The sequence below is a fragment of the Neisseria sp. RH3002v2g genome (genome assembly GCF_014596425.2).
In the GTDB taxonomy this organism is placed as follows: domain Bacteria; phylum Pseudomonadota; class Gammaproteobacteria; order Burkholderiales; family Neisseriaceae; genus Neisseria.
On the sequence record NZ_CP110721.1, the window covers coordinates 1,072,783 to 1,092,509 of the forward strand.

21 protein-coding genes are annotated in these 19,727 nt (G+C 49.4%); 12 read left to right on the forward strand and 9 right to left on the reverse strand.

Annotated features, from left to right (window positions below):
• Positions 1-23 precede the first annotated feature (23 nt).
• From BBP27_RS05155 to BBP27_RS05175, 5 genes are all read right to left on the reverse strand, one after another.
• On the reverse strand, positions 24-1,064 hold the full coding sequence (locus BBP27_RS05155) for an ABC transporter permease (RefSeq protein ID WP_003746082.1): 1,041 nt from the start codon (positions 1,062-1,064) through the stop codon (positions 24-26).
• A 36-nt stretch (positions 1,065-1,100) separates the two neighbouring features.
• The gene (locus tag BBP27_RS05160) at positions 1,101-2,156 is read right to left on the reverse strand and encodes an ABC transporter permease subunit (protein WP_003746080.1); all 1,056 of its coding nucleotides are present in this window, start codon (positions 2,154-2,156) and stop codon (positions 1,101-1,103) included.
• 99 nt (positions 2,157-2,255) lie between these two features.
• Complete coding sequence (locus BBP27_RS05165) at positions 2,256-3,185, reverse strand: CobW family GTP-binding protein (RefSeq protein WP_070838309.1); 930 nt, start codon at positions 3,183-3,185, stop codon at positions 2,256-2,258.
• Positions 3,173-3,646 (reverse strand): Fur family transcriptional regulator, encoded by a 474-nt coding sequence (locus BBP27_RS05170; RefSeq protein ID WP_003746077.1) that lies wholly within the window; start codon positions 3,644-3,646, stop codon positions 3,173-3,175. The genes BBP27_RS05165 and BBP27_RS05170 overlap by 13 nt, the downstream gene beginning before the upstream one ends.
• A gap of 113 nt (positions 3,647-3,759) precedes the next feature.
• A complete protein-coding gene (locus BBP27_RS05175) occupies positions 3,760-4,584 on the reverse strand; it encodes an SDR family oxidoreductase (protein ID WP_188211288.1) in 825 nt (274 codons plus the stop codon).
• A gap of 132 nt (positions 4,585-4,716) precedes the next feature.
• Between BBP27_RS05175 and BBP27_RS05180 the strand changes: the two genes are divergently transcribed.
• Positions 4,717-5,178: a c-type cytochrome gene (locus tag BBP27_RS05180; RefSeq protein WP_188211287.1), complete on the forward strand. Its 462-nt coding sequence runs from the start codon at positions 4,717-4,719 to the stop codon at positions 5,176-5,178.
• A 383-nt stretch (positions 5,179-5,561) separates the two neighbouring features.
• Positions 5,562-8,324 (forward strand): TonB-dependent receptor domain-containing protein, encoded by a 2,763-nt coding sequence (locus BBP27_RS05185; RefSeq protein ID WP_188211286.1) that lies wholly within the window; start codon positions 5,562-5,564, stop codon positions 8,322-8,324.
• A 156-nt stretch (positions 8,325-8,480) separates the two neighbouring features.
• On the opposite strand, the gene BBP27_RS05190 is transcribed toward BBP27_RS05185, so the two are convergent.
• Complete coding sequence (locus BBP27_RS05190) at positions 8,481-9,677, reverse strand: acetate kinase (RefSeq protein WP_070625816.1); 1,197 nt, start codon at positions 9,675-9,677, stop codon at positions 8,481-8,483.
• A 233-nt stretch (positions 9,678-9,910) separates the two neighbouring features.
• On the opposite strand from BBP27_RS05190, the gene BBP27_RS05195 reads away from it, so the two are divergent.
• The 10 genes from BBP27_RS05195 (at position 9,911) to trxA (ending at position 18,142) form a co-directional block, all read left to right on the forward strand.
• Positions 9,911-10,216, forward strand: a complete 306-nt coding sequence (locus tag BBP27_RS05195; protein WP_070625817.1) for an HLGFF motif protein — start codon at positions 9,911-9,913, stop codon at positions 10,214-10,216.
• Positions 10,216-10,404: a cbb3-type cytochrome oxidase assembly protein CcoS gene (gene ccoS / locus BBP27_RS05200; protein WP_004520838.1), complete on the forward strand. Its 189-nt coding sequence runs from the start codon at positions 10,216-10,218 to the stop codon at positions 10,402-10,404. Before BBP27_RS05195 ends, ccoS begins: the two co-directional genes overlap by 1 nt.
• Positions 10,401-11,717 carry an MFS transporter gene (locus BBP27_RS05205; RefSeq protein ID WP_070625818.1) on the forward strand — a complete coding sequence of 439 codons (1,317 nt, stop codon included), beginning with the start codon at positions 10,401-10,403 and terminating at the stop codon, positions 11,715-11,717. The genes ccoS and BBP27_RS05205 overlap by 4 nt, the downstream gene beginning before the upstream one ends.
• 322 nt (positions 11,718-12,039) lie before the next feature.
• Positions 12,040-13,020, forward strand: coding sequence for a DNA polymerase III subunit delta' (locus BBP27_RS05210; protein ID WP_004520841.1), 981 nt, complete (start codon positions 12,040-12,042; stop codon positions 13,018-13,020).
• A 10-nt stretch (positions 13,021-13,030) separates the two neighbouring features.
• Positions 13,031-13,384, forward strand: coding sequence for a PilZ domain-containing protein (locus BBP27_RS05215; RefSeq protein WP_003682949.1), 354 nt, complete (start codon positions 13,031-13,033; stop codon positions 13,382-13,384).
• 4 nt (positions 13,385-13,388) lie between these two features.
• Positions 13,389-14,174, forward strand: a complete 786-nt coding sequence (locus BBP27_RS05220; protein WP_188211285.1) for a TatD family hydrolase — start codon at positions 13,389-13,391, stop codon at positions 14,172-14,174.
• Between the two features lie 51 nt (positions 14,175-14,225).
• Positions 14,226-14,324, forward strand: coding sequence for a DUF333 domain-containing protein (locus tag BBP27_RS10645; RefSeq protein ID WP_188211284.1), 99 nt, complete (start codon positions 14,226-14,228; stop codon positions 14,322-14,324).
• A 154-nt stretch (positions 14,325-14,478) separates the two neighbouring features.
• A complete protein-coding gene (locus tag BBP27_RS05225) occupies positions 14,479-16,032 on the forward strand; it encodes a fatty acid--CoA ligase (protein WP_188211283.1) in 1,554 nt (517 codons plus the stop codon).
• Between the two features lie 85 nt (positions 16,033-16,117).
• The gene (locus BBP27_RS05230) at positions 16,118-17,683 is read left to right on the forward strand and encodes an ABC transporter ATP-binding protein (protein WP_188211282.1); all 1,566 of its coding nucleotides are present in this window, start codon (positions 16,118-16,120) and stop codon (positions 17,681-17,683) included.
• Between the two features lie 126 nt (positions 17,684-17,809).
• Positions 17,810-18,142, forward strand: coding sequence for a thioredoxin TrxA (trxA, locus tag BBP27_RS05235; RefSeq protein ID WP_003681479.1), 333 nt, complete (start codon positions 17,810-17,812; stop codon positions 18,140-18,142).
• 61 nt (positions 18,143-18,203) lie between these two features.
• Here the strand turns inward: trxA and BBP27_RS05240 are convergent, their stop codons facing one another.
• The 3 genes from BBP27_RS05240 to grxD all read right to left on the reverse strand — a co-directional run bounded on the left by BBP27_RS05240 (position 18,204) and on the right by grxD (position 19,704).
• Positions 18,204-18,521 (reverse strand): DUF2322 family protein, encoded by a 318-nt coding sequence (locus BBP27_RS05240; protein WP_049335566.1) that lies wholly within the window; start codon positions 18,519-18,521, stop codon positions 18,204-18,206.
• Positions 18,522-18,618: 97 nt separating this feature from the next.
• A complete protein-coding gene (gene upp / locus BBP27_RS05245) occupies positions 18,619-19,245 on the reverse strand; it encodes a uracil phosphoribosyltransferase (RefSeq protein ID WP_003746048.1) in 627 nt (208 codons plus the stop codon).
• Positions 19,246-19,392: 147 nt separating this feature from the next.
• The gene (gene grxD, locus BBP27_RS05250) at positions 19,393-19,704 is read right to left on the reverse strand and encodes a Grx4 family monothiol glutaredoxin (RefSeq protein ID WP_003681608.1); all 312 of its coding nucleotides are present in this window, start codon (positions 19,702-19,704) and stop codon (positions 19,393-19,395) included.
• Between the last annotated feature and the right edge of the window lie 23 nt (positions 19,705-19,727).

Genomic DNA, 19,727 nt, shown 5'->3' on the forward strand with positions numbered 1-19,727 from the left:
CTCTTCACGCTTTAGAAAAGCAATTAACTGCGTGCGCGTACGTCAAATGCCTGACGCAAACCTTCGCCGATCATAACCAGCAAAAGCAACATCACCGTCAGCGTAGCGACCGCAGACAGACCGATCCACCACGCGTCCAAGTTGTCTTTGCCTTGCGCCAGCAACTCGCCCAAGCTCGCCTGTGAGGCAGGTACGCCCAAACCCAAGAAGTCCAAACTGGTCAGGGCGAGTACGGCACCGGAAATACGGAAAGGCAAAAAGGCCAATACCGGCGTCAAGCTGTTGGGCAGGATATGGCGCCACATGATTTCACGGTTACTCACGCCCATCGCGCGCGCCGCCAAAACGTAATCGGTCTGACGGTTTTTCAAAAACTCGGCGCGGACATAGTCGGACAAGCCCATCCAGCCGAAAAGCGACAGCAACACCAGCAAAATCAACAGCCCCGGATTAAAAAACGAAGACAGGATAATCAGGAGGTACAGCTCCGGCATACCGCCCCAAACCTCGATAAAACGCTGCATCAAAAGGTCGGTTTTGCCGCCGAAATAACCCTGCACCGCGCCTGCAACCACGCCGATTACAGTAGTCACCACGGTCAACACCAAGGCAAACAGCAGCGAATCGCGGAAACCGTAAACCAAGCGCGCCAACAGGTCGCGGCCACGGTCGTCCGTTCCCAAGATATGCCGTTCGGACGGCTTGGCAGGATCGGGGGCCGTATCGAAATCATTCAAGGTATCGGCATCGTAAGGATTGGGCAGATACAGGGCAAAATTGCCGTCTGAAGTGATGTTGTGGCGGATAAGCGGATCCAAATAATCCGCAGGCGTATCGAAATCGCCGCCAAATGTGGTTTCGTTGTATTCAGTTACCAAAGGGAAGAAATACTCGCCCTGATAGCGTATCCACAAAGGTTTGTCGTTGCTCCACAAAGGCGCAAGCAAGGTAACGACAAACAAAACGGCCAAAATCCGCAAAGCCAACCAACCGCGCTTATGCTGCTTAAAGGCTTGCCAAGTAGGGTTTGAAGTAGATTTTTTCTTTTTCATGGTTCGAAACATTCTTTAATAATGGATTGAAGATATTTTCAGACGGCCTTATTTCTGTCCGCCAAAGTGAATGCGCGGATCGACCCATGAATAAGAAATATCCGACACCAATTTAGCCAACAACCCCATCAGCGTGAACACATACAGCGTACCCATTACGACAGGATAATCGCGTTTCATCACTGCCTCGTAAGACAGCAAACCCAAACCATCCAGCGAAAACAGCGTTTCAATCAACAGGCTTCCGGTAAAGAATGCGCCGATAAATGCGGCCGGGAAACCGGTAATCAGAGGAATCATAGCGTTGCGGAAAATATGTTTCCACAAAATCTGTTTCTCAGGCAAGCCCTTGGCCCGCGCGGTATAAACATATTGGCGACGGATTTCTTCAAGGAACACGTTTTTCGTCAATACGGTCATCACCGCCAAATTGCCTGCCACCGAAGCGGTAATCGGCAAGGCCATATGCCACAAATAATCTTTGACTTTACCGGCCCAAGAGAGCGTATCGAAATCATCGCCGACCAAACCGCCCTGCGGAAACCAGGCAAAAAAGCTGCCGCCGCCAAACAACACCAGCAACACCAAACCCAATACAAACGGCGGTACGGTATAGCCGACCAAAATGATCATACCCGTAATCGTATCGAAACGGCTGCCATCCCTGACCGCCTTGGCAATACCCAACGGAATACATATCAAATAAGTCAGGAAAAACGTCCACAAACCCAAACTCATCGATACCGGCATTTTCTCTTTCACCAATTCAAACACAGTTTGGTGATGGAAAAAGCTCTCACCCAAATCGAAACGGGCGAATTTCCATACCATATCGGCAAAACGCGTCAAAGGCGGCTTGTCGAAACCGTATAAAGCATTCAGCGCAGCCAAATCTTCCGCACTGATGCGGTTGCCGTTTTTGGCCAAAGTTCCGGGCATACTGTGTCCCGCCGTCTCGCCGCCAACCGCGCCCTGAGTCAGCTGCTGAACCATCTGCTCCACCGGACCGCCGGGAACAAACTGAATCACGGCGAAAGTAATCGCCAAAATCCCCAACAGCGTGGGAATCAAAAGGAGCAAACGATGAAAGATATAACGCCACATGGTTAAGTGTTCCTCTATTTTTTTGATTTGAAGGCCGTCTGAAACCGCTTGCTTCAGACGGCATTATCGTAACGGATTAATAAACGTTTGGACGATGATTTACTTCTCCAAAGCCTCCAGCAATTTTTTCTCAATCAAATCCGCGTCAAAGGATTTGGCAATCAGCTCGAAGCGCGAGTCGCGGCGCCATGAAACTTGGTTTGCGCCCCATTGTCCGTCCACCCAGTTGAGCCATACCCAAGTACCGAGCACTTGGAACACGCCTTTGGCACGGACGAGGCCGTCTGTGAATTTGGGCAGATCGTTGAAGAAATCAGTCAATTTTTCGCCGTCGAAATCGCGTCCGGCAGGGAAAGTAAAGCCTTGCGACTGGAAGCCCATGGTGTTGTCCGGCAAGGCTTTGAGGCGGTAGCGCGATTTTTCGACCACGGGAATATCAAGCCACTGGATGTCGAGTTGCGCATTTTGGACTTCAACCACTTTGGCTTTAGGCGGGAACAGTTTGGCCGCTTTGTCATGAAATTCGGCAAGCTGTTCGGGGGTGCATAAATCGGTTTTGCTGGCAACCAATACGTCGCAAATGCCGATTTGGTCTTTATACAAGGCTTGTTGCGCGTAATCGGGATTAATGAATTGGCGAGGGTCAACAACGGTAAAGACGGCGCCGATTTCCAGCATGCTGTCGAGCGGTTTGGCTTTCAGTTCGTCAATAACGCTGGCGGCGTGTGCCAGGCCGCTGGCTTCAATCATCAAGCGGTCGGGTTGGGCATCGCGCAGCATTTTTTGTACGGTCGTCCCCATTTGCGCACCGGCGGTACAGCACAAACAGCCGCCGGCGATTTCGGCCACGGGAATGCCGTTGTCGCTCAAGACGGCGCCGTCAATGCCGATTTCGCCAAATTCGTTGACGATGATGACCCATTTTTCATTCGGGTCTTTTTGCGCCATCAGACTTTTGAGTGCGGTGGTTTTACCTGTTCCGAGAAAGCCTGAAATCAGGTGGACTTTGGTCTTTTTTACTTCTGACATTTTTTACAAATTCCTGTTAAAACAACATGTTCTTCTTTTAATGAGAAACCGGTTTCAGCCACGCCTGCACGCAAGGCCGCCCATTCTTGGCTCAAGGTCTGCTCATCCGCCGTACCGCATTCGGTGCAGACCAAAATAAACGCGCTGTGGTGCGCCTCTGTTTCTTCGTGGTCGTGGCAATGGTCGTTGCACTCGTGCTGCGCGTGGCTGCACAAAATATAGCCGTTGACCGCCGCCACTTTGTGCAAAACGCCCTGTTCCGCCCAAAAATCAAGGGCGCGGTAGGCCGTCGGCGGCGCAACCACGCCCTCGCTTTGCTGCTGCATCTGCGACAGAACGTTGTAGGCTTTAATCACGCCGCTTTGTTTCAAAACAATATCAAGCACTTGCTCGCGCAATGCGGTTACCTGCACGCCATCGCGCTGCGCTTGTTCTAAGATTTTTTGTTTGATTGCGTTCATAACTGAAACAGCCTTTCAGACGGCCTTGTTAATAAAAAATTACATTATAGCGTGTTTACTCAATTTCAGATAACAAAGAGGCCGTCTGAAACGTTCAGACGGCCTGATGCCGATTACTTAAACCAAGATTTAATTTTTCCAAACAAAGACATACTTTGTTTTTCAAACGTTTCTTCCTTCGCCGGAGCAGGCGCATCACGGTAAACTTTCATGCCTGCAAAGGTCTGGGCAACCGGCATGATTTCGATGGAATTGACGTTCATCCGCGCCGGACGCTGATAGAGCCACAAAGCGGTATCGGCAATATCTTGCGGCTGGATAAACTCGACATTCTCATAAACCTCGGCCGCACGCTGGTCGTCGCCTTTGAAACGGACGTTGGAAAACTCGGTATCGCCGCACAAGCCCGGTTCGATATTGGTAATGCGGATATTTTTGTCTGCCAATTCGGCGCGCAGGTTCATGCTGAATTGGCGCACAAAAGCCTTGGTCGCGCCATAGACATTACTGCCGGAATAAGCATAACTGCCGGCAATCGAACCCAAATTGATGATGTAGCCTTGTTTGCGCGCGACCATTTGCGGCAAAATCTGACGAGTCAGAAAAGTCAGGCCGATGATATTGGTTTGAATCATGGTTTCCCAATCGCCAAAATCGGCTTTATCGGCAGTATCCAAACCCAAAGCCAAACCGGCGTTGTTGATCAGGCAATCGATTTCGGACAAATGCTCGGGCAGGCTGTTCAAAGCGTTTTGAATCGACTCCGTGCGCGAAACATCCATTTCCAAAGGGTAAAACTGCTCGCCCAATTCCTCTGCCAACTGCTGCAATTTGTCTTCGCGCCGTGCCGCGCCGATGACATGATAGCCTGCCGCAACAAAAGTACGGCACATTGCTGCGCCGAACCCTGCCGATGCCCCGGTAATCAAAATTGCCATATCGTTTCCTTTCTATACTCGTTTCAGACTTGGGTTTAAGGTATGATAACGCCTTATCAGACGGCCTGAGTGTTTGGCCGGCCGATTCTAAATTTAACGATAATCATATCATCACAATAGGACACACTCCATATGAAAACCCGTTTTCTCCCTGTCGCTTTGGCGGCAGTGGCGCTTACCCTGACCGCCTGCGGCGGCAGCGGCGCACCTTCCCAGCCTAAAGGCCCAATTTCCGAAGACCGTACGGCCGCGTTCAAATCCATGATGCCCGAGTTTACCCGCATGGGCAAAATGGTCAAAGACGAAGAGCCTTACGACGTAGAAAAATTCAAACAAGCCGCCACAACCTTCGCTGAAAACAGCAAAAAACCGTTCACCCTGTTTGAATCCGACCCTCAAGGCAACGGCCGCGCCCTGCCTGCCATCTGGACAGACAAGGCAACCTTCAAAGCAGAAGAAGAAAAATTTGCCGCTGCAGTTGAGAAACTCAACGCCGCCGCACAAACCGGCAAATTAGAAGAAATCAAAGCCGCTTACGGCGAAACCGGTGCAAGCTGCAAATCTTGCCACGATACATTCCGCGGTCCGGAATAAGGCTTAAATCAATAAAGGCCGTCTGAAACATCATTTTCAGACGGCCTTTTTTCAACTGAATTCAAACCTTTCCCTATCGACTTTATATTTTGCATTTCACGTTTTTACCGGTTTCATTTGAAACCGACGGCTCAATTCACATATCGCAATCAAATTTTCTTCTTCCGGCTGTTTAAATTCAATTAAATCTCCCTTCTTCTCAACCAACCAAATTCAAATTCAGACCTGCTTTATCTTTTCAGCCAGATGAATCATATGCGGGTGGATTATCTCCTGAAACAAGAATCTACTTTATTTTTTAACAAATAAAAACCATTATCAAAATATTTGTAAAGTTTAATAATATGTTATAAAGTAGCGACTTCGTTTCTGAGGTAACTATCATGAATCCGAATTTCAAATTAAATCTACTAACATTATCTTTACTGGCTATAACAAGTATCGCACACGCAGAAGAAGAGGTTTCAACTCAAGAGCTTGATGAAATTCAAGTCAAAGGCAAACACATTGCCAAAGAGAAAAAAGTTTTTACCGAAGGCCAAGCCAAAAGTTCGCGCGAACGCATTTATCAATCCAGCGAAAACATCGATACCATCGTTCGGAGCATGCCCGGCGTTTTCACCCAACAAGACAAAGGATCGGGGGTATTGGCGGTCAATATCCGTGGTGATAGCGGTTTGGGACGCGTCAATACGATGGTTGACGGCGTTACCCAAACCTTCTATTCCACTTCCGCCGATGCCGGGCGCAGCGGCAGCTCTTCGCAATTCGGTACGGCACTGGATCCCAATTTTATTGCCGGCGTCGATGTAACCAAAGGCAGTTTCTCGGGTGCCAACGGCATCAATACCTTATCCGGTACAGCCAATTTCCGTACTTTACGGGTAGACGATGTGGTACACGGAAACAACACCTTCGGCTTCTTGACCAAAGGATTGACCGGCACAAACAGCACCAAAAGCAACTTTATGGCAACCGGAGCGGTACAAAAATGGTTTGACAGCGGAGCACGCCTTGGCGCGTTATATGGTTACAGCCACCGTAATGTCGAGCAAAACTATAAAGTGGGCGGCGGCGGTCAGCGTATCGGCAATTTTGGCGAGGAATATCTGGACCGTAAAAAACAAGAATATTTTGAGAGCAACTTATTGAAATTCGACCACGAACAAAATCTCTGGGTTCGCGACTTTTCCAAGCGTAACGCAGTCGGTAAAAGCTATTGGGACTACCCTTTCTCCAAAAAATATAACGATCCTGAGGTTTTGCAAAGAGATTATGTCGATGATTTGGAAAGAAGCTGGAAAGAGAATTTAGCACCGCAATGGGACCTGACTCCAATCGATCCTACCAGCCTGCAACAACGCTCAAACAGCCATTTGGTCAAAGTGGAATACGAAAACGACAACAACAAGCTGGACCTTCAGCTTCGTACCATGAACAACCGTATCGGCAGCCGCAAAGTAGAAAACCGCAACTACCAAGCCAATTACAATTTAAACATTGGCGATTATGTCGATTTAAACGTGTTGGCCGCCCATAATCTGGGTAAACAAAAATATCCGAAAAACTCACGTTTTTCAGGATGGGGGCTGTTGGATTATTTGGAAACCAAAAACACAGCCAATCTTTTGGATATCAACAACAGCTTTTCTTTCAAACTTCCCAACAAAACAGATTTAAAAGCTACTGTCGGTTTCAATTTCTTTAAAAACCAATACAGTAAAAACCGTTTTCCGGAAGAGCTGAGCCTGTTTTACGACGGCCCGGATCAAGATGCCGGCCTGTACAGCTTTTTAGGCCGCTTCAAAGGAGACAAAGGAATATTTCCTCAGAAATCAACCATATTGCAACCTTCCGGCCAGCAAAAATTCAATACGTTCTATTTTGATACTTCCTTGAAAAAAGGCATTTATCAATTGAATTACAGCGCCAATATGGTCAACTACCGCTACAAAGGCGAATATACCGACTACTTCAATACCCAAGAAGACTTTAAAAAAGCATTTGGAGAAGATTCTGAAATTTATAAACAGCATTGCACACCAAGCTGCGACCTTTACGAACCGGTTTATACCAAATCCGGTAAAAAGCATGCGGTAAACCATTCGGTGGCATTAAATATCAATGTCAACGACTACTTTATGCCGTTTATCAGCTATTCGCGTACGCATAGAATGCCGAATATTCAAGAAATGTATTTTTCACAAATCGGCGACTCCGGCGTCAATACCGCCCTCAAGCCGGAACAGGCCAATACTTACCAAATAGGCTTCAATACATTCAAAAAAGGGATTTTCAAGCCGGATGATGTATTGGGTTTCAAACTGGTCGCCTATCGCAGTAGGATAAACAACTATATTCACAATGTTTATGGCAAATGGTGGGATTTGGATAAAGCACCCAGCTGGGTAACCAGCACCGGCCTGCAATACTCTATCCAGCATCGAAACTACGCCAAACCTGTCCATAAAAATGGTTTGGAAGTGGAAATGAACTATGATTTCGGCCGCTTTTTTACCACCCTGTCTTACGCCTATCAAAAAACCAACCAGCCGACCAACTATAGCGATGCCAGCGAATCGCCCCGCAACTCTTCTAAAGAAGACCAAATCAAACAAGGCTACGGCTTAAGCAAAATTTCCCGCCTGCCCCGAGATTACGGTCGGTTTGAATTGGGCTCACGCTGGTTGGGCAACAAATTGACCATCGGCGGCATTATGCGCTATTACGGCAAAAGTACACGGGCGACGACTGAGGAAGAATTTGTTGACGGTACAACCGGTGCCAACACCTACTCTTCACACCAAATGGGCAGAAGGGCGATCAAAAAAACAGAAAGCATCAACAGACAGCCGCTGATTTTTGATTTCTATGCCAATTATGAACCGAAGAAAAACCTTATCCTTCGTTTTGACATTCAAAATGCGTTCAATAAACGCTATATCGATCCTTTGGATGCCGCAAACGATGCCGCAACTCAGCGCTATTTCAGCGTATTTGAAAGAAAAGGCGGTTTAGATGACGAAGAGGTCGAATGCGATGCCAACGGTTTATGCAACGGCAAATATGGCGGCACGACACGCTCCGTATTGAACAACTACGCACGAGGCAGGACTTTGCTGTTTACCATCAGTTATAAGTTCTAAACCTATCTCTATCTATCAGCATTCTTGATACAACACTGACTCAAAAGCCGACAAACACAATATTTGCCGGCTTCTTTCGATATATCCTCAAAATTTTCTTCATCTATACACAATAAAAAAACCTGCCCTTGCGGACAGGTTTTCAATGATGATGGATTACAGGCCGCTCAGACGGGCAGTATCGTGTGCAATCATCAATTCTTCGTTGGTAGGAATCACAACGGCAACGGCTTTGCTGTCGGCAGTGGTAATCACACCGGCATTACCGAAGCGGGCTTTCAGGTTGGCTTCTTGGTCAATGTGCAGACCGAGGAAGCCCAAGTAGCCCAATACACGTTCGCGGATGATGTCGGAGTTTTCACCGATACCGCCGGTGAAGACCAATGCGTCCAAACCGCCTGCCGCTACTGTCATGCTGCCGATGTATTTAGCCAAGCGGTAGATGAACATTTCCAGAGCCAGTTTGGCGCCCGGATGACCTTTGGCAGCTTCTTCTTCAATGGTACGGCAGTCGTTGGACAAACCGGAAATACCGAGCAGGCCGGATTTTTTGTTCAGCATTTCGGTAATTTGGGAAATGGTCATGTTGGCGTTTTCTGCCAAGAAACTGAAAACGGCAGGGTCGATATCGCCGCTGCGGGTACCCATTACCAAGCCTTCCAACGGAGTCAGGCCCATGCTGGTGTCTTGAGATTGGCCGTTGGCAACGGCGGTAATGGATGCGCCGTTACCCAAGTGGGCAATAACCATGCGCAAATCTTTTTTGTCTTTACCGAGGAAACGTGCGGTTTCGTCGGCAACGAAGCGGTAGCTGGTACCGTGCGCGCCGTAGCGGCGCAAGCCGTATTTTTCATACAATTCATGTGGAACAGCGTATTTGTAAGCGTGTTCAGGCATGGTTTGATGGAAGGCGGTATCGAATACGACAACGTTCGGCAGACCTTTGAAAATGGTCTGTGCGGCACGCAGGCCCAAAAGGTGGGCAGGGTTGTGCAAAGGAGCGAGCGGAATGCATTTTTCAATACCGGCAATGACTTCGTCGTCAACCAAAATAGATTCTTTGTACAATTCGCCACCGCTGACGACACGGTGGCCGATGGCGCCGATACGGCTGTCGAGGTCATGCGTTTTCAGTTCTTCCATCAGGGCTTCAACAGCACCGGTATGGTCAGGTTTGGCAGAAAGATCGACTTTGCGTTTTTCACCGTTGAATTTGAAGGTAATGAAGGCATCAGGCAGATTGAGTTTTTCTGCCAGGCAGCTCAGCAATACTTCGCCGCTGTCGTTGTCCAATACGGCACCTTTGAGGGAAGAGCTGCCGCAGTTCAAAACCAAGATTAATTTTTGTGTCATTTTATGCTCCTTGAGGTTTCAGACGGCATTTTTGTCGGGACCTTACTGCGGCTCCGGCTATGTTGCACCCCTTGTGGGACGTAGTGGGTAGCGGTCTGAACAGATTAACAAAGTAAACGCCGTATTCTAACAAAAAATGTAATCGGCTGCTTGACTTAATATTTGATGTAAAATGGACGGAATTTTATTTTAGGCCGTCTGAAAAATGACGGCGGTTTTGAAGAATTTTCAATATGCATTATTTCAGTATCCACACTCAAGACGGCGAGCATGCCGGATTTTTTATTATGTTGGCAGACGATGAGTCGCAAAATCCGCCGCAAAGCGGACGCTTCGCAATCAAGCTGCAAAGTGAAGACGCAGCCGCAGCGGCGGTATTGTCGCCTTTCGAGCAAACCGATATTCCGCAATACTGGCGCGTGGTTAAAGACCGTATCGAATTGTTTTTTGACGATAAAAACATCGGCGCGCTGCGCAACGAATACCTGACCGTCAGCGGCAAAACCTTTATCCTGACCGATTTGACCGGAGCGATGTAATGGAAAGTATGTTTATCCTTGTCCCCATCAGCATTATTTTGGCCTTTATCATCGGCTGGTTTTTCTGGTGGTCGGGTAAAAACGGACAGTTTGACGACCTTGAAGGACCTGCACACCGCATTTTGATGGACGACGACTCCACTGAAAAACTGATCGAAAAAGACGAAAACAAAGAATCCGAACAATGAGCCTTAAAAAAGACAATCTGAATTTCCACACAACCCGCCGTTTTGCGCCGCTCTTTGGGACGCAGTTTTTGGGCGCGTTTAACGATAATGTGTTCAAAACCGCATTATTCGTGATGATCAGTTTTTACGGTTTGGGCAAAAACGACTTTCTGCCATCCAGCCAAATGCTGAACTTGGGCGCGATGCTGTTTATCCTGCCCTATTTCCTGTTTTCCGCGCTTTCAGGGCAACTGAGCAACAAATTCGACAAAGCCGTTTTGGCGCGCTGGATCAAGCTGTTGGAAATCATCATTATGGCAGTGGCGGCATATGGCTTCTACATCCAATCCGCGCCTTTGCTTTTAATCTGCCTGTTTTGCATGGGCACGCAATCAACCTTGTTCGGCCCGCTGAAATACGCCATTTTGCCCGATTACCTCAACGACAAAGAGCTGATTATGGGCAACAGCCTGATTGAATCGGGTACGTTTATTGCCATCTTGCTCGGCCAGATTTTGGGCACCGCAGTCGCAGGCGTTCCGCCGTATATTGTTGGCGGTTTGGTGTTATTGGTCGCCATCGGCGGCACGATGACCAGCCTGTTTATGCCGTCTGTAGCCGCTAAAATTCCGGACACAAAAATCGAATGGAACATCATCAAAGGCACGAATTCGCTGATTCGTGAAGCGGTGGCCGACCGCCCTGTATTCACCTCCATTATCGGTATTTCATGGTTTTGGTTTGTCGGCTCGGTTTATACCACCCAACTGCCGACGTTCACGCAAATCCATTTGGGCGGCAACGATAATGTGTTCAACCTGATGTTGGCGCTGTTCTCCATCGGCATCGCCATCGGCTCGGTGTTATGCGCCAAACTCAGCCATGAGCGACTGATTTTGGGCTTGGTCACCATCGGCACTCTGGGGCTGACGGTCTGTGGATTATTGTTGGTGTGGCTGACCCACGGCCAACGCTTTACCGAATTAAACGGCATTATTTGGTTCTTATCGCAAGCCAAGGCGTATCCGATTATGCTCGTCATGTCGGCCATCGGCTTTTTCGGCGGCTTTTTCTCCGTACCGCTCTACACTTGGCTACAAACCGCCAGCAGCGAAACCTTCCGCGCCCACGCCGTCGCCGCCAACAACATCATCAACGGCGTATTTATGGTGTCGGCTGCTATTTTGAGCGCGGTTTTGCTGATGTTGTTCAACAGCATTACCCTGCTGTATTTGATTGTTGCCGTGGGTAATCTTCCGTTGATTGTTTACCTCATCAAACGGGAACCAAAATTTATCGGGGATTTGACTGCTTTGTTGAAAATCAGCAAATAAGGCCGTCTGAAATGTATCCCCACCATGCACATTTTCACTGTTCAATCGCGTGGACAGCTTGTGCATAAATCAGATTACTGTCTGATTTAAAACTAAAAAACAGGAATGCCTAGATTTTAAGCACAACTTTACCGCCGGACAAAATGCACATTTTCCCCAAACAAGCGTGTGCAAAGGCTGTGAATAAGTCGGCTTAATGTTTGATATTTCAAAACAAAACGATATTTGATTAATTTTTAGGCAGCTTATTAAAGGCCGTCTGAAAACTTTTTCAGACGGCCTGAGCGTATAATAACCACCTACCTTATAGTTCCCAAACGATATGATTTATCCATGGCATGAAACCCAATGGCAACAGCTCGCCGCCCATTGGCAAAACCGTCCCAACGCCTGGCTGTTTACCGGCAAAGAAAATACCGGCAAAACCGAGTTTGCCCGCTTTGTCGCGCAGGCATTGCTGTGCGAATCGCCCAAGTCCGGTCATGAACCCTGCGGTGAGTGTGCTTCGTGCCATTTGTTCAGCCAAAACACGCATCCCGACTTTTACGAACTCACGCCGGAAATTCCCGAAGGCGAGGCAATAGGACGCAAACTCCTGCAAATCAAAATCGATGCCGTGCGCGATATTGTGGAAAACATTTACCTGACCGCTGTCCGAGGCGGCCTGCGCGTGGTATTGGTACATCCGGCGGAAAGCATGAATACACAGGCGGCAAACGGTTTGTTGAAAGCTTTGGAAGAGCCGCCGCAACACGTTGTTTTCCTGCTCGTTACCCACGCGCGCGACAAACTCCTGCCCACCATTAAAAGCCGTTGCCGCCAGATGGTGCTGCCCTCGCCGACCCATGAGCAGGCTGCGGCATATCTGCGTCAACAGGGCGTGGAAAATGCCGAAGCCTTGTTGGCATTCCACAGCGGCGCACCTTTATTCACACCGACTCCCGAATTGGACGCATTGCGCGAAGAGTTGCTGACGCTGCTGGCTGCCCCGCGTCTGTTGGCCATACTCGACTACGCCGCCGCGTTCGACAAACAAAAACAACCGCTGGCCGTTTTCATCGACTGGCTGCAAAAGTGGCTGACGGATGTCGGTTTGGCACAACAAAGCATGGCGCCGCTTTATTATCCGCACCATGCCCAAGCCCTGCTTCAGACGGCCTCCAAAACCGATTCACGCAGGCTGTTTGCCCTATTGGGCCGTCTGAACGCGCTCAACCCTTACGGATACCATACCTTGAGTGTTAAAATGCAGCTTGAGTATCTGCTTATCGAATATTTAGATTTTTGGCAAAACAAACCCTAACAGGTAATAAATGATGAATAAAAAAGACATTCCGGCGAAGATGTTGGCTTTGCAACTCAAAGACCCCAATCTGTTGTACAACTGCTATATGCCGTTTTTAGAACACGGCGGCCTGTTCGTACCGACAGATGACGTATTCTCCCTAGGCGAAGACATTCTCTTGGCCGTGGAAATCGCCGACTATCCCAAACGCTTCCTGCCAACCAAAGTCGTTTGGATCAATCCGGCGCGCACTTCAGCCCACCGTCCCAAAGGCGTAGGCCTTGCATTCTCCGAACACGAAAGCTGCCTGCAGGCAAAAAACCTGATCGAAGCCGAGCTTGGCCCGCGCCTGCGCAGCGACCGCACTACTTTTACCCTGTAATACCATGCATTTAATCGATTCACATTGCCATCTCAACTTTGACGGCCTAAAAGACCGCCTGCCCGAAGTCTTTGCCAATATGGAAGCGCAAAGCGTCAAACAGGCGCTTGCCATCAGCGTCAGCAAACAAAGTTTTGCCGAAGTCTTCGACATTGCCCAGGCGCACGACCACATCTACTGCACCATCGGCGTACATCCCGACAGCCAAGAAGCGGAAGAATTTACCATCGCCGAAATGGCAGAAGCGGCCAAACATCCGAAAATCGTCGGCATCGGCGAAACCGGTTTGGACTATTACTGGTGCAAAGGCGATTTGTCATGGCAGCATCAACGCTTTGCCGACCACATCCAAGCCGCCAACGAAAGCGGCCTGCCCGTTATCGTCCACACGCGCGATGCGGCCGAAGACACTTTGCGGATTTTGAAAGAGTGCCATACCAACTCCGGCGTGATTCACTGCTTCTCCGAAGACGTTGCCTTCGCCAAAGCCGCTTTAGATTTGGGCTTCTACATTTCCTTCTCCGGCATTGTGACGTTTAAAAATGCGCCGCTGATTCAGGAAGCCGCCAAATACGTCCCTGCCGATAGAATCTTGATAGAAACCGATGCCCCCTTCCTCGCACCGGTTCCCAAACGCGGCAAACAAAACGAGCCGTCCTACGTCCGCTATACAGCCGAATTCGTAGCCAATCTGCGCGGCGAGAGCTTGGAAACATTGGCACAAAACACCAGCGACAATTTCTATCGCCTGTTTAAGAAAGTACCCGACAGCCGTCTGAACAACGACTAGTTCTAAGGCTTCTACCACTAGTTCTGCCTCAAATGCAACGGCAAACTTAAAATGGCTCAAGACAGAAACGACAACAAAATCGGCTTGTGCTATCTTCCGAACGGCCGGACCTTTAAAGAATGGGAATATTTCCATCAACACAATAAATAAATTTAAATTCAAAATATTGCTTTCCTAAGCCCAGCAAAGCTCAAGGCCGTCTGAAAGTATTTTCAGACGGCCTCTTGCTTATTTTACCGATAGGATGTAAAACCTATCCTTCGAAATAAACGGCTCATCGAAACCGTACATCAATCGACACAATATGGACACAAACTCCGAAATGCACACCCACTCTAATTTTTACGCCATGCTGACAGCCGCCTGCCAAAAAAACGGTAAAGGCACGGTCATTTTCAGCGACAAAGAAAAAATCAGCTATTCCTCCCTCAAAAACGAAGTAGAAACCGTCGCCGCCTATCTGCAACACGAAGGTGTACAATATGGCGACAAGGTCGCCCTTGTCGTTTCCAACTCTCCCGAATTTATTGCCGCCTATTTCGCCATTACTTCCATCGGCGCAGTAGCCGTCCCACTCAACGTCTTTTTGAAAAGCGAAGAGTTCTCTTACATCCTCAATGACTGCGACGCACGCTTTATGTTCGCCTCCGCGCCGTTGGCTAAAGAACTCAAAAACATCAAAGCCAAAACCAAAGTCCGTAAAATCATCTGGATTGGCGAAACCAAAGCCGCCAGTGGCGAAGACAGCTATTTCGATGCCGCGCGTACATTCCCCGGCAAGCCGAATCTAAGCCGTCAGCCGTCCGTCAACGATTTGGCACACATTATCTACACCTCCGGTACAACCGGCCACCCCAAAGGCGCATTAATCAGTTACAGCAACCTGTTTTCCAACCTTTCGGGCATCGAACAAATTTTCCAAATTTCAAGCAAAGACCGCTTTGTCGTCTTCTTGCCCATGTTCCACAGCTTTACGCTGACCGCCATGGTTTTGCTGCCGATATATCAAGCCTGCTCGATTATTTTGGTTAAATCTGTCTTCCCGTTCTCCAACGTGTTGAAACAGGTTTTGCTCAAACGCGCTACCATTTTCCTCGGCGTACCGGCTATTTACACTGCCATGAGCAAAGCCAAAATTCCTTGGTATTTCAGATGGTTCAACCGCGTCCGTCTGTTTATCAGCGGCGGGGCGCCTTTGGCCGGACAAACCATTGACGACTTCAAAGCCAAATTCCCACGCGCCAAATTGCTGGAAGGCTACGGCTTGAGCGAATGCTCGCCCGTCGTGGCCGTCAATACGCCCGAACGCCAAAAAACCGCCAGCGTCGGCGTCGCCCTGCCCGGCCTGACCGTGAAAGCCGTCGATGACGAATTGGTCGAAGTGCCGCGCGGCGAAGTGGGCGAACTCATCATCAAAGGCGGCTCGGTCATGCAAGGCTACCTCAATATGCCTGACGCCACTGATGAAACCATCGTCAACGGTTGGCTGAAAACCGGCGACTTCGTCACCATAGACGAAGACGGCTTCATCTTCATCGTCGACCGCAAAAAAGACCTGATTATTTCCAAAGGCCAAAACGTCTATCCGCGCGAAATCGAAGAAGCCATTTACAAACTCGATGCCGTGGAAGCCGCCGCTGTCATCGGTGTGAAAGACCAATACGCCGATGAAGAAATCATTGCCTTTATCCAACTCAAAGAAGGCATGAAGCTGGAAGAAGCCGAAGTCCGCAGCCACCTGCGCGGCCTGTTGGCAAACTTTAAAATCCCCAAACAAATCATCTTCCAAGACGAGCTGCCGCGCAATGCCACCGGCAAAGTGTTAAAACGCAAACTCAAAGAACAGTTTCAAGACTAAACCGCTGTTTCAGACGGCCTCTTGATTCATGCAGGCCGTCTGAAAACAACCTGTATTCCACAAACCTTTTCAGACGGCCACGACCATGACGACACCTATACTCGAAATCGAAAACCTAAACGGCTCCTTTCCGAGCAAGCAAGTCCTGCACAATATCAACCTGACCTTGCAACCCGGCCGCAAGCTGGCATTGGTCGGCGAGAGCGGCAGCGGCAAAACCGTATTGTCGCAAGGCATTATGCGCCTCAACCCGATGGTTACCTTTGAAGGCCGTCTGAAATATTGCGGAACCGATCTGCTGACCCAGTCCGAACGCGCCCTGCAAAAGCTGCGCGGCTGCGAAATCGGCATGGTGTTTCAAGAACCCATGACCGCCCTCAACCCCGTTATGCGCGTCGGCGAACAAATCGCCGAAGTCCTGACCCTGCATTTGGGTTTGGATAAAAAACAGGCATGGGCGCGCGCCATCGAACTCCTAGACGAAACCGGCATCCACCAGCCCGAGCAAAAAGCCCAGGCTTATCCGTTCCAACTTTCCGGCGGCCAACGCCAGCGCGCCATGATTGCCATGGCCGTATCCGCCCAGCCCAAGCTCCTGATTGCCGACGAACCGACCACCGCATTAGACGTTGCCGTCCAAGCCCAAATTCTCGACCTGCTCTCGCGCCTGCAGGAAGACCACGGCATGACCATGCTCTACATTACGCACGACTTAAACCTCGTGCGCCGTTTTGCCGACGATGTCGCCGTTATGCGTAACGGCCGCATCCTTGAAACCGGCAAAGCAGCCGAAGTCTTCGCCAATCCGCAACACGAATACACCAAAATGCTGCTCAACGCCGGCACAACGCGCCGCGTCGCCCCCTTGCCTGAAAACCCGGCCACCGTACTCAAGGCCGAACACGTCGCCTTTTCCGTTAAAGAATCGGACGGCTGGTTTAAAAAACGCGACAAAACCATCCTCAACCCCATTTCTTTCGACCTCAAATCCGGCGAAACCTTAGGCATCATCGGCGAAAGCGGCAGCGGCAAAACCACACTGGCCAAAGCCGTTATGCACCTTATCGATTCCGAAGGCAGCCTGATTGTCAACGGCGAGCCATGGAAACGCGAATTGAGACGCGAAATCCAAATGGTGTTCCAAGACCCGTTCGGCGCATTCAATCCGCGCATGAATGTCTTTGATACCGTTTCCGAAGCCTTACGCGTGCACGAACCTGAAATGCCGCGCGAAGAAATGCGCCGCCGCGTCGAAGAAGTCCTCAAACAAGTCGGCCTGCCCGAAGACGCACTCGAACGCTATCCGCACGCATTCTCCGGCGGCCAACGCCAACGCCTCGCCATCGCCCGCGCCATCATTGTCCGCCCGAAAATCCTCGTATTGGACGAACCAACCAGCGCGCTCGATGTCCAATGGCAACAACAAATCCTTGAATTGCTCAGCGGCCTGCAAAAAGAATACGGCCTCGCCTTCATCATCATCAGCCACGACCTCGCCGTCATCCGCGCCATTTCCCACCGCGTAATGGTATTGAAAGACGGTCAAGTCGTTGAAGAGGGCGAATGCGAAAGCGTATTTGCCAATCCAAGCAGCGACTACACGCGCCATTTGATTGCCCACTCCGGCCACATGGTCCAAGAGGCCGTCTGAATCTTTAAGGATTACGATAGGCGCATTTCAAAAAAACTATTACCGAGTGGCGGCACTTGAAATTTTCCCTGTCTGCCACTATCCTGAACAACATATTTATTAATCCCGATTCAAAAGGAAACAAACATGAGCAGCGAATTGATTATCCACGCTAGCGATGCCAGCTTCGAACAAGACGTTTTGAAATCCGATGTACCTGTATTGCTGGACTTTTGGGCACCATGGTGCGGCCCTTGCAAAATGATTGCCCCAATCTTGGACGACATCGCCTCCGAGTTCCAAGGTCGTCTGAAAGTCGTTAAAATCAACATCGACGACAATGAAGCCACTCCTGCCAAATTCGGCGTTCGCGGCATCCCTACCCTGATGGTGTTCAAGAACGGCGAAAACGTTGCCACTAAAGTCGGCGCATTGGCTAAAGGCCAACTGACTGCATTCGTTGAAGCCTCTATCGCTTAAGGCTTTAAGCATATAAAAAGGCCGTCTGAATATTGTTTTCAGACGGCCTTTTTTGTATTCATTAAGCAGCCAATGGTTTCAAAGTCAGGCTGGCATTTTCAGCTTTCACTTTAAACAGCAAATCAATATTCGGATGTTTGCCCGGATTGGCTTCGGCATCGGCAACATGTTCGGCGAACCATGCCAGGCCACGTTCTGCCGCCGCTGCGTCAAGTTTACCGCCAAACTCTTGCGCCAAAGCATGGTAAAGCTTGAGCGAGCCTTGTTTGCCGGGTGCATTGGGAATGTGATGAACCACATTACCCTCTTTGTCGAGAATATCCAAGCCGCTCAAATGATCGATGGCAGGCATGGCGGCAAGATTATCTTGGAAGCTCATGATTGTCCTTTCTGATGTGGGTTTTAAAGCAAACCATATAACAAGGCCGTCTGAAAGTTTAGGTTTGACACTTTTCAGACGGCCTTAAACATTTCAATTAACGTGTACCGAAAATCTTATCGCCGGCATCGCCCAAACCGGGGATGATGTAGCCGTGTTCGTTCAAGTGACTGTCGAGCGCGGCAGTGTAGATGGTTACATCAGGATGCGCCTCGTTGACGGCTTTCACGCCTTCCGGTGCGGCAACCAATACCAATGCTTTGATGTTGCGGCAACCTTTGGCTTTCAAAAGGTCGATAGTGGCAACCATAGAGCCGCCGGTCGCCAACATTGGATCGATAATCAGCGCGGGACGTTCGTCCATGCTGTCGACAAATTTTTCAAAATAAGAAACCGGTTTCAAAGTTTCTTCATCGCGCTGCAAGCCGACAACGCTGATTTTGGCAGTCGGAATCAGGTCGAGTACGCCGTCGAGCATACCCAAACCGGCACGCAAAATCGGGACGACGGTCAGCGTTTTGCCTTTGATGCGGTCGCCTTCGATGGAGCCGCACCAGCCGTCAATAATGTATTTTTCAATTTCAAAGTCACGGCTGGCTTCATATGCCATCAGACGTGCCAACTCGGTGGTAAGCGTGCGGAATTTGTAAGTGCTGCAATCCGCTTCACGCATCAGCGTGAGTTTGTGGCGGACTAAAGGGTGGTTGATAACGGTAACGTTCATGTTGATTTTCCGAATTGCGTTGATGGAGGGGGATTATACTTTTTTTCGCATGGCGCGCAAAGTGCGTATTCATGCGAAAGGCCGTCTGAATCAGGGTTTCAGACGGCCTTTGTCAACAATTTTACATTGCGGGAATATTTAAAATGCTTAAGCTTTCAACAATTCTTGCAGTTCGCCGGCTTCGTACATTTCCATCAAAATGTCAGAGCCGCCGACAAATTCGCCGTTAACGTACAGTTGAGGAATGGTCGGCCAGTCGCTGTATTCTTTAATGCCTTGGCGTACGGCATCGTTTTCCAATACGTTGACGGTTACATAGTCGGTACAACCTGCCGCATTCAGGATTTGTACGGCACGGGAAGAGAAGCCGCATTGCGGGAATTGCTTCGTGCCTTTCATGAACAATACGACGCGGTGTGTGGTAACGACTTCTTTGATTTGATCGTGGATAGAGGACATGGTGTGTTCCTTTTTACTAAATC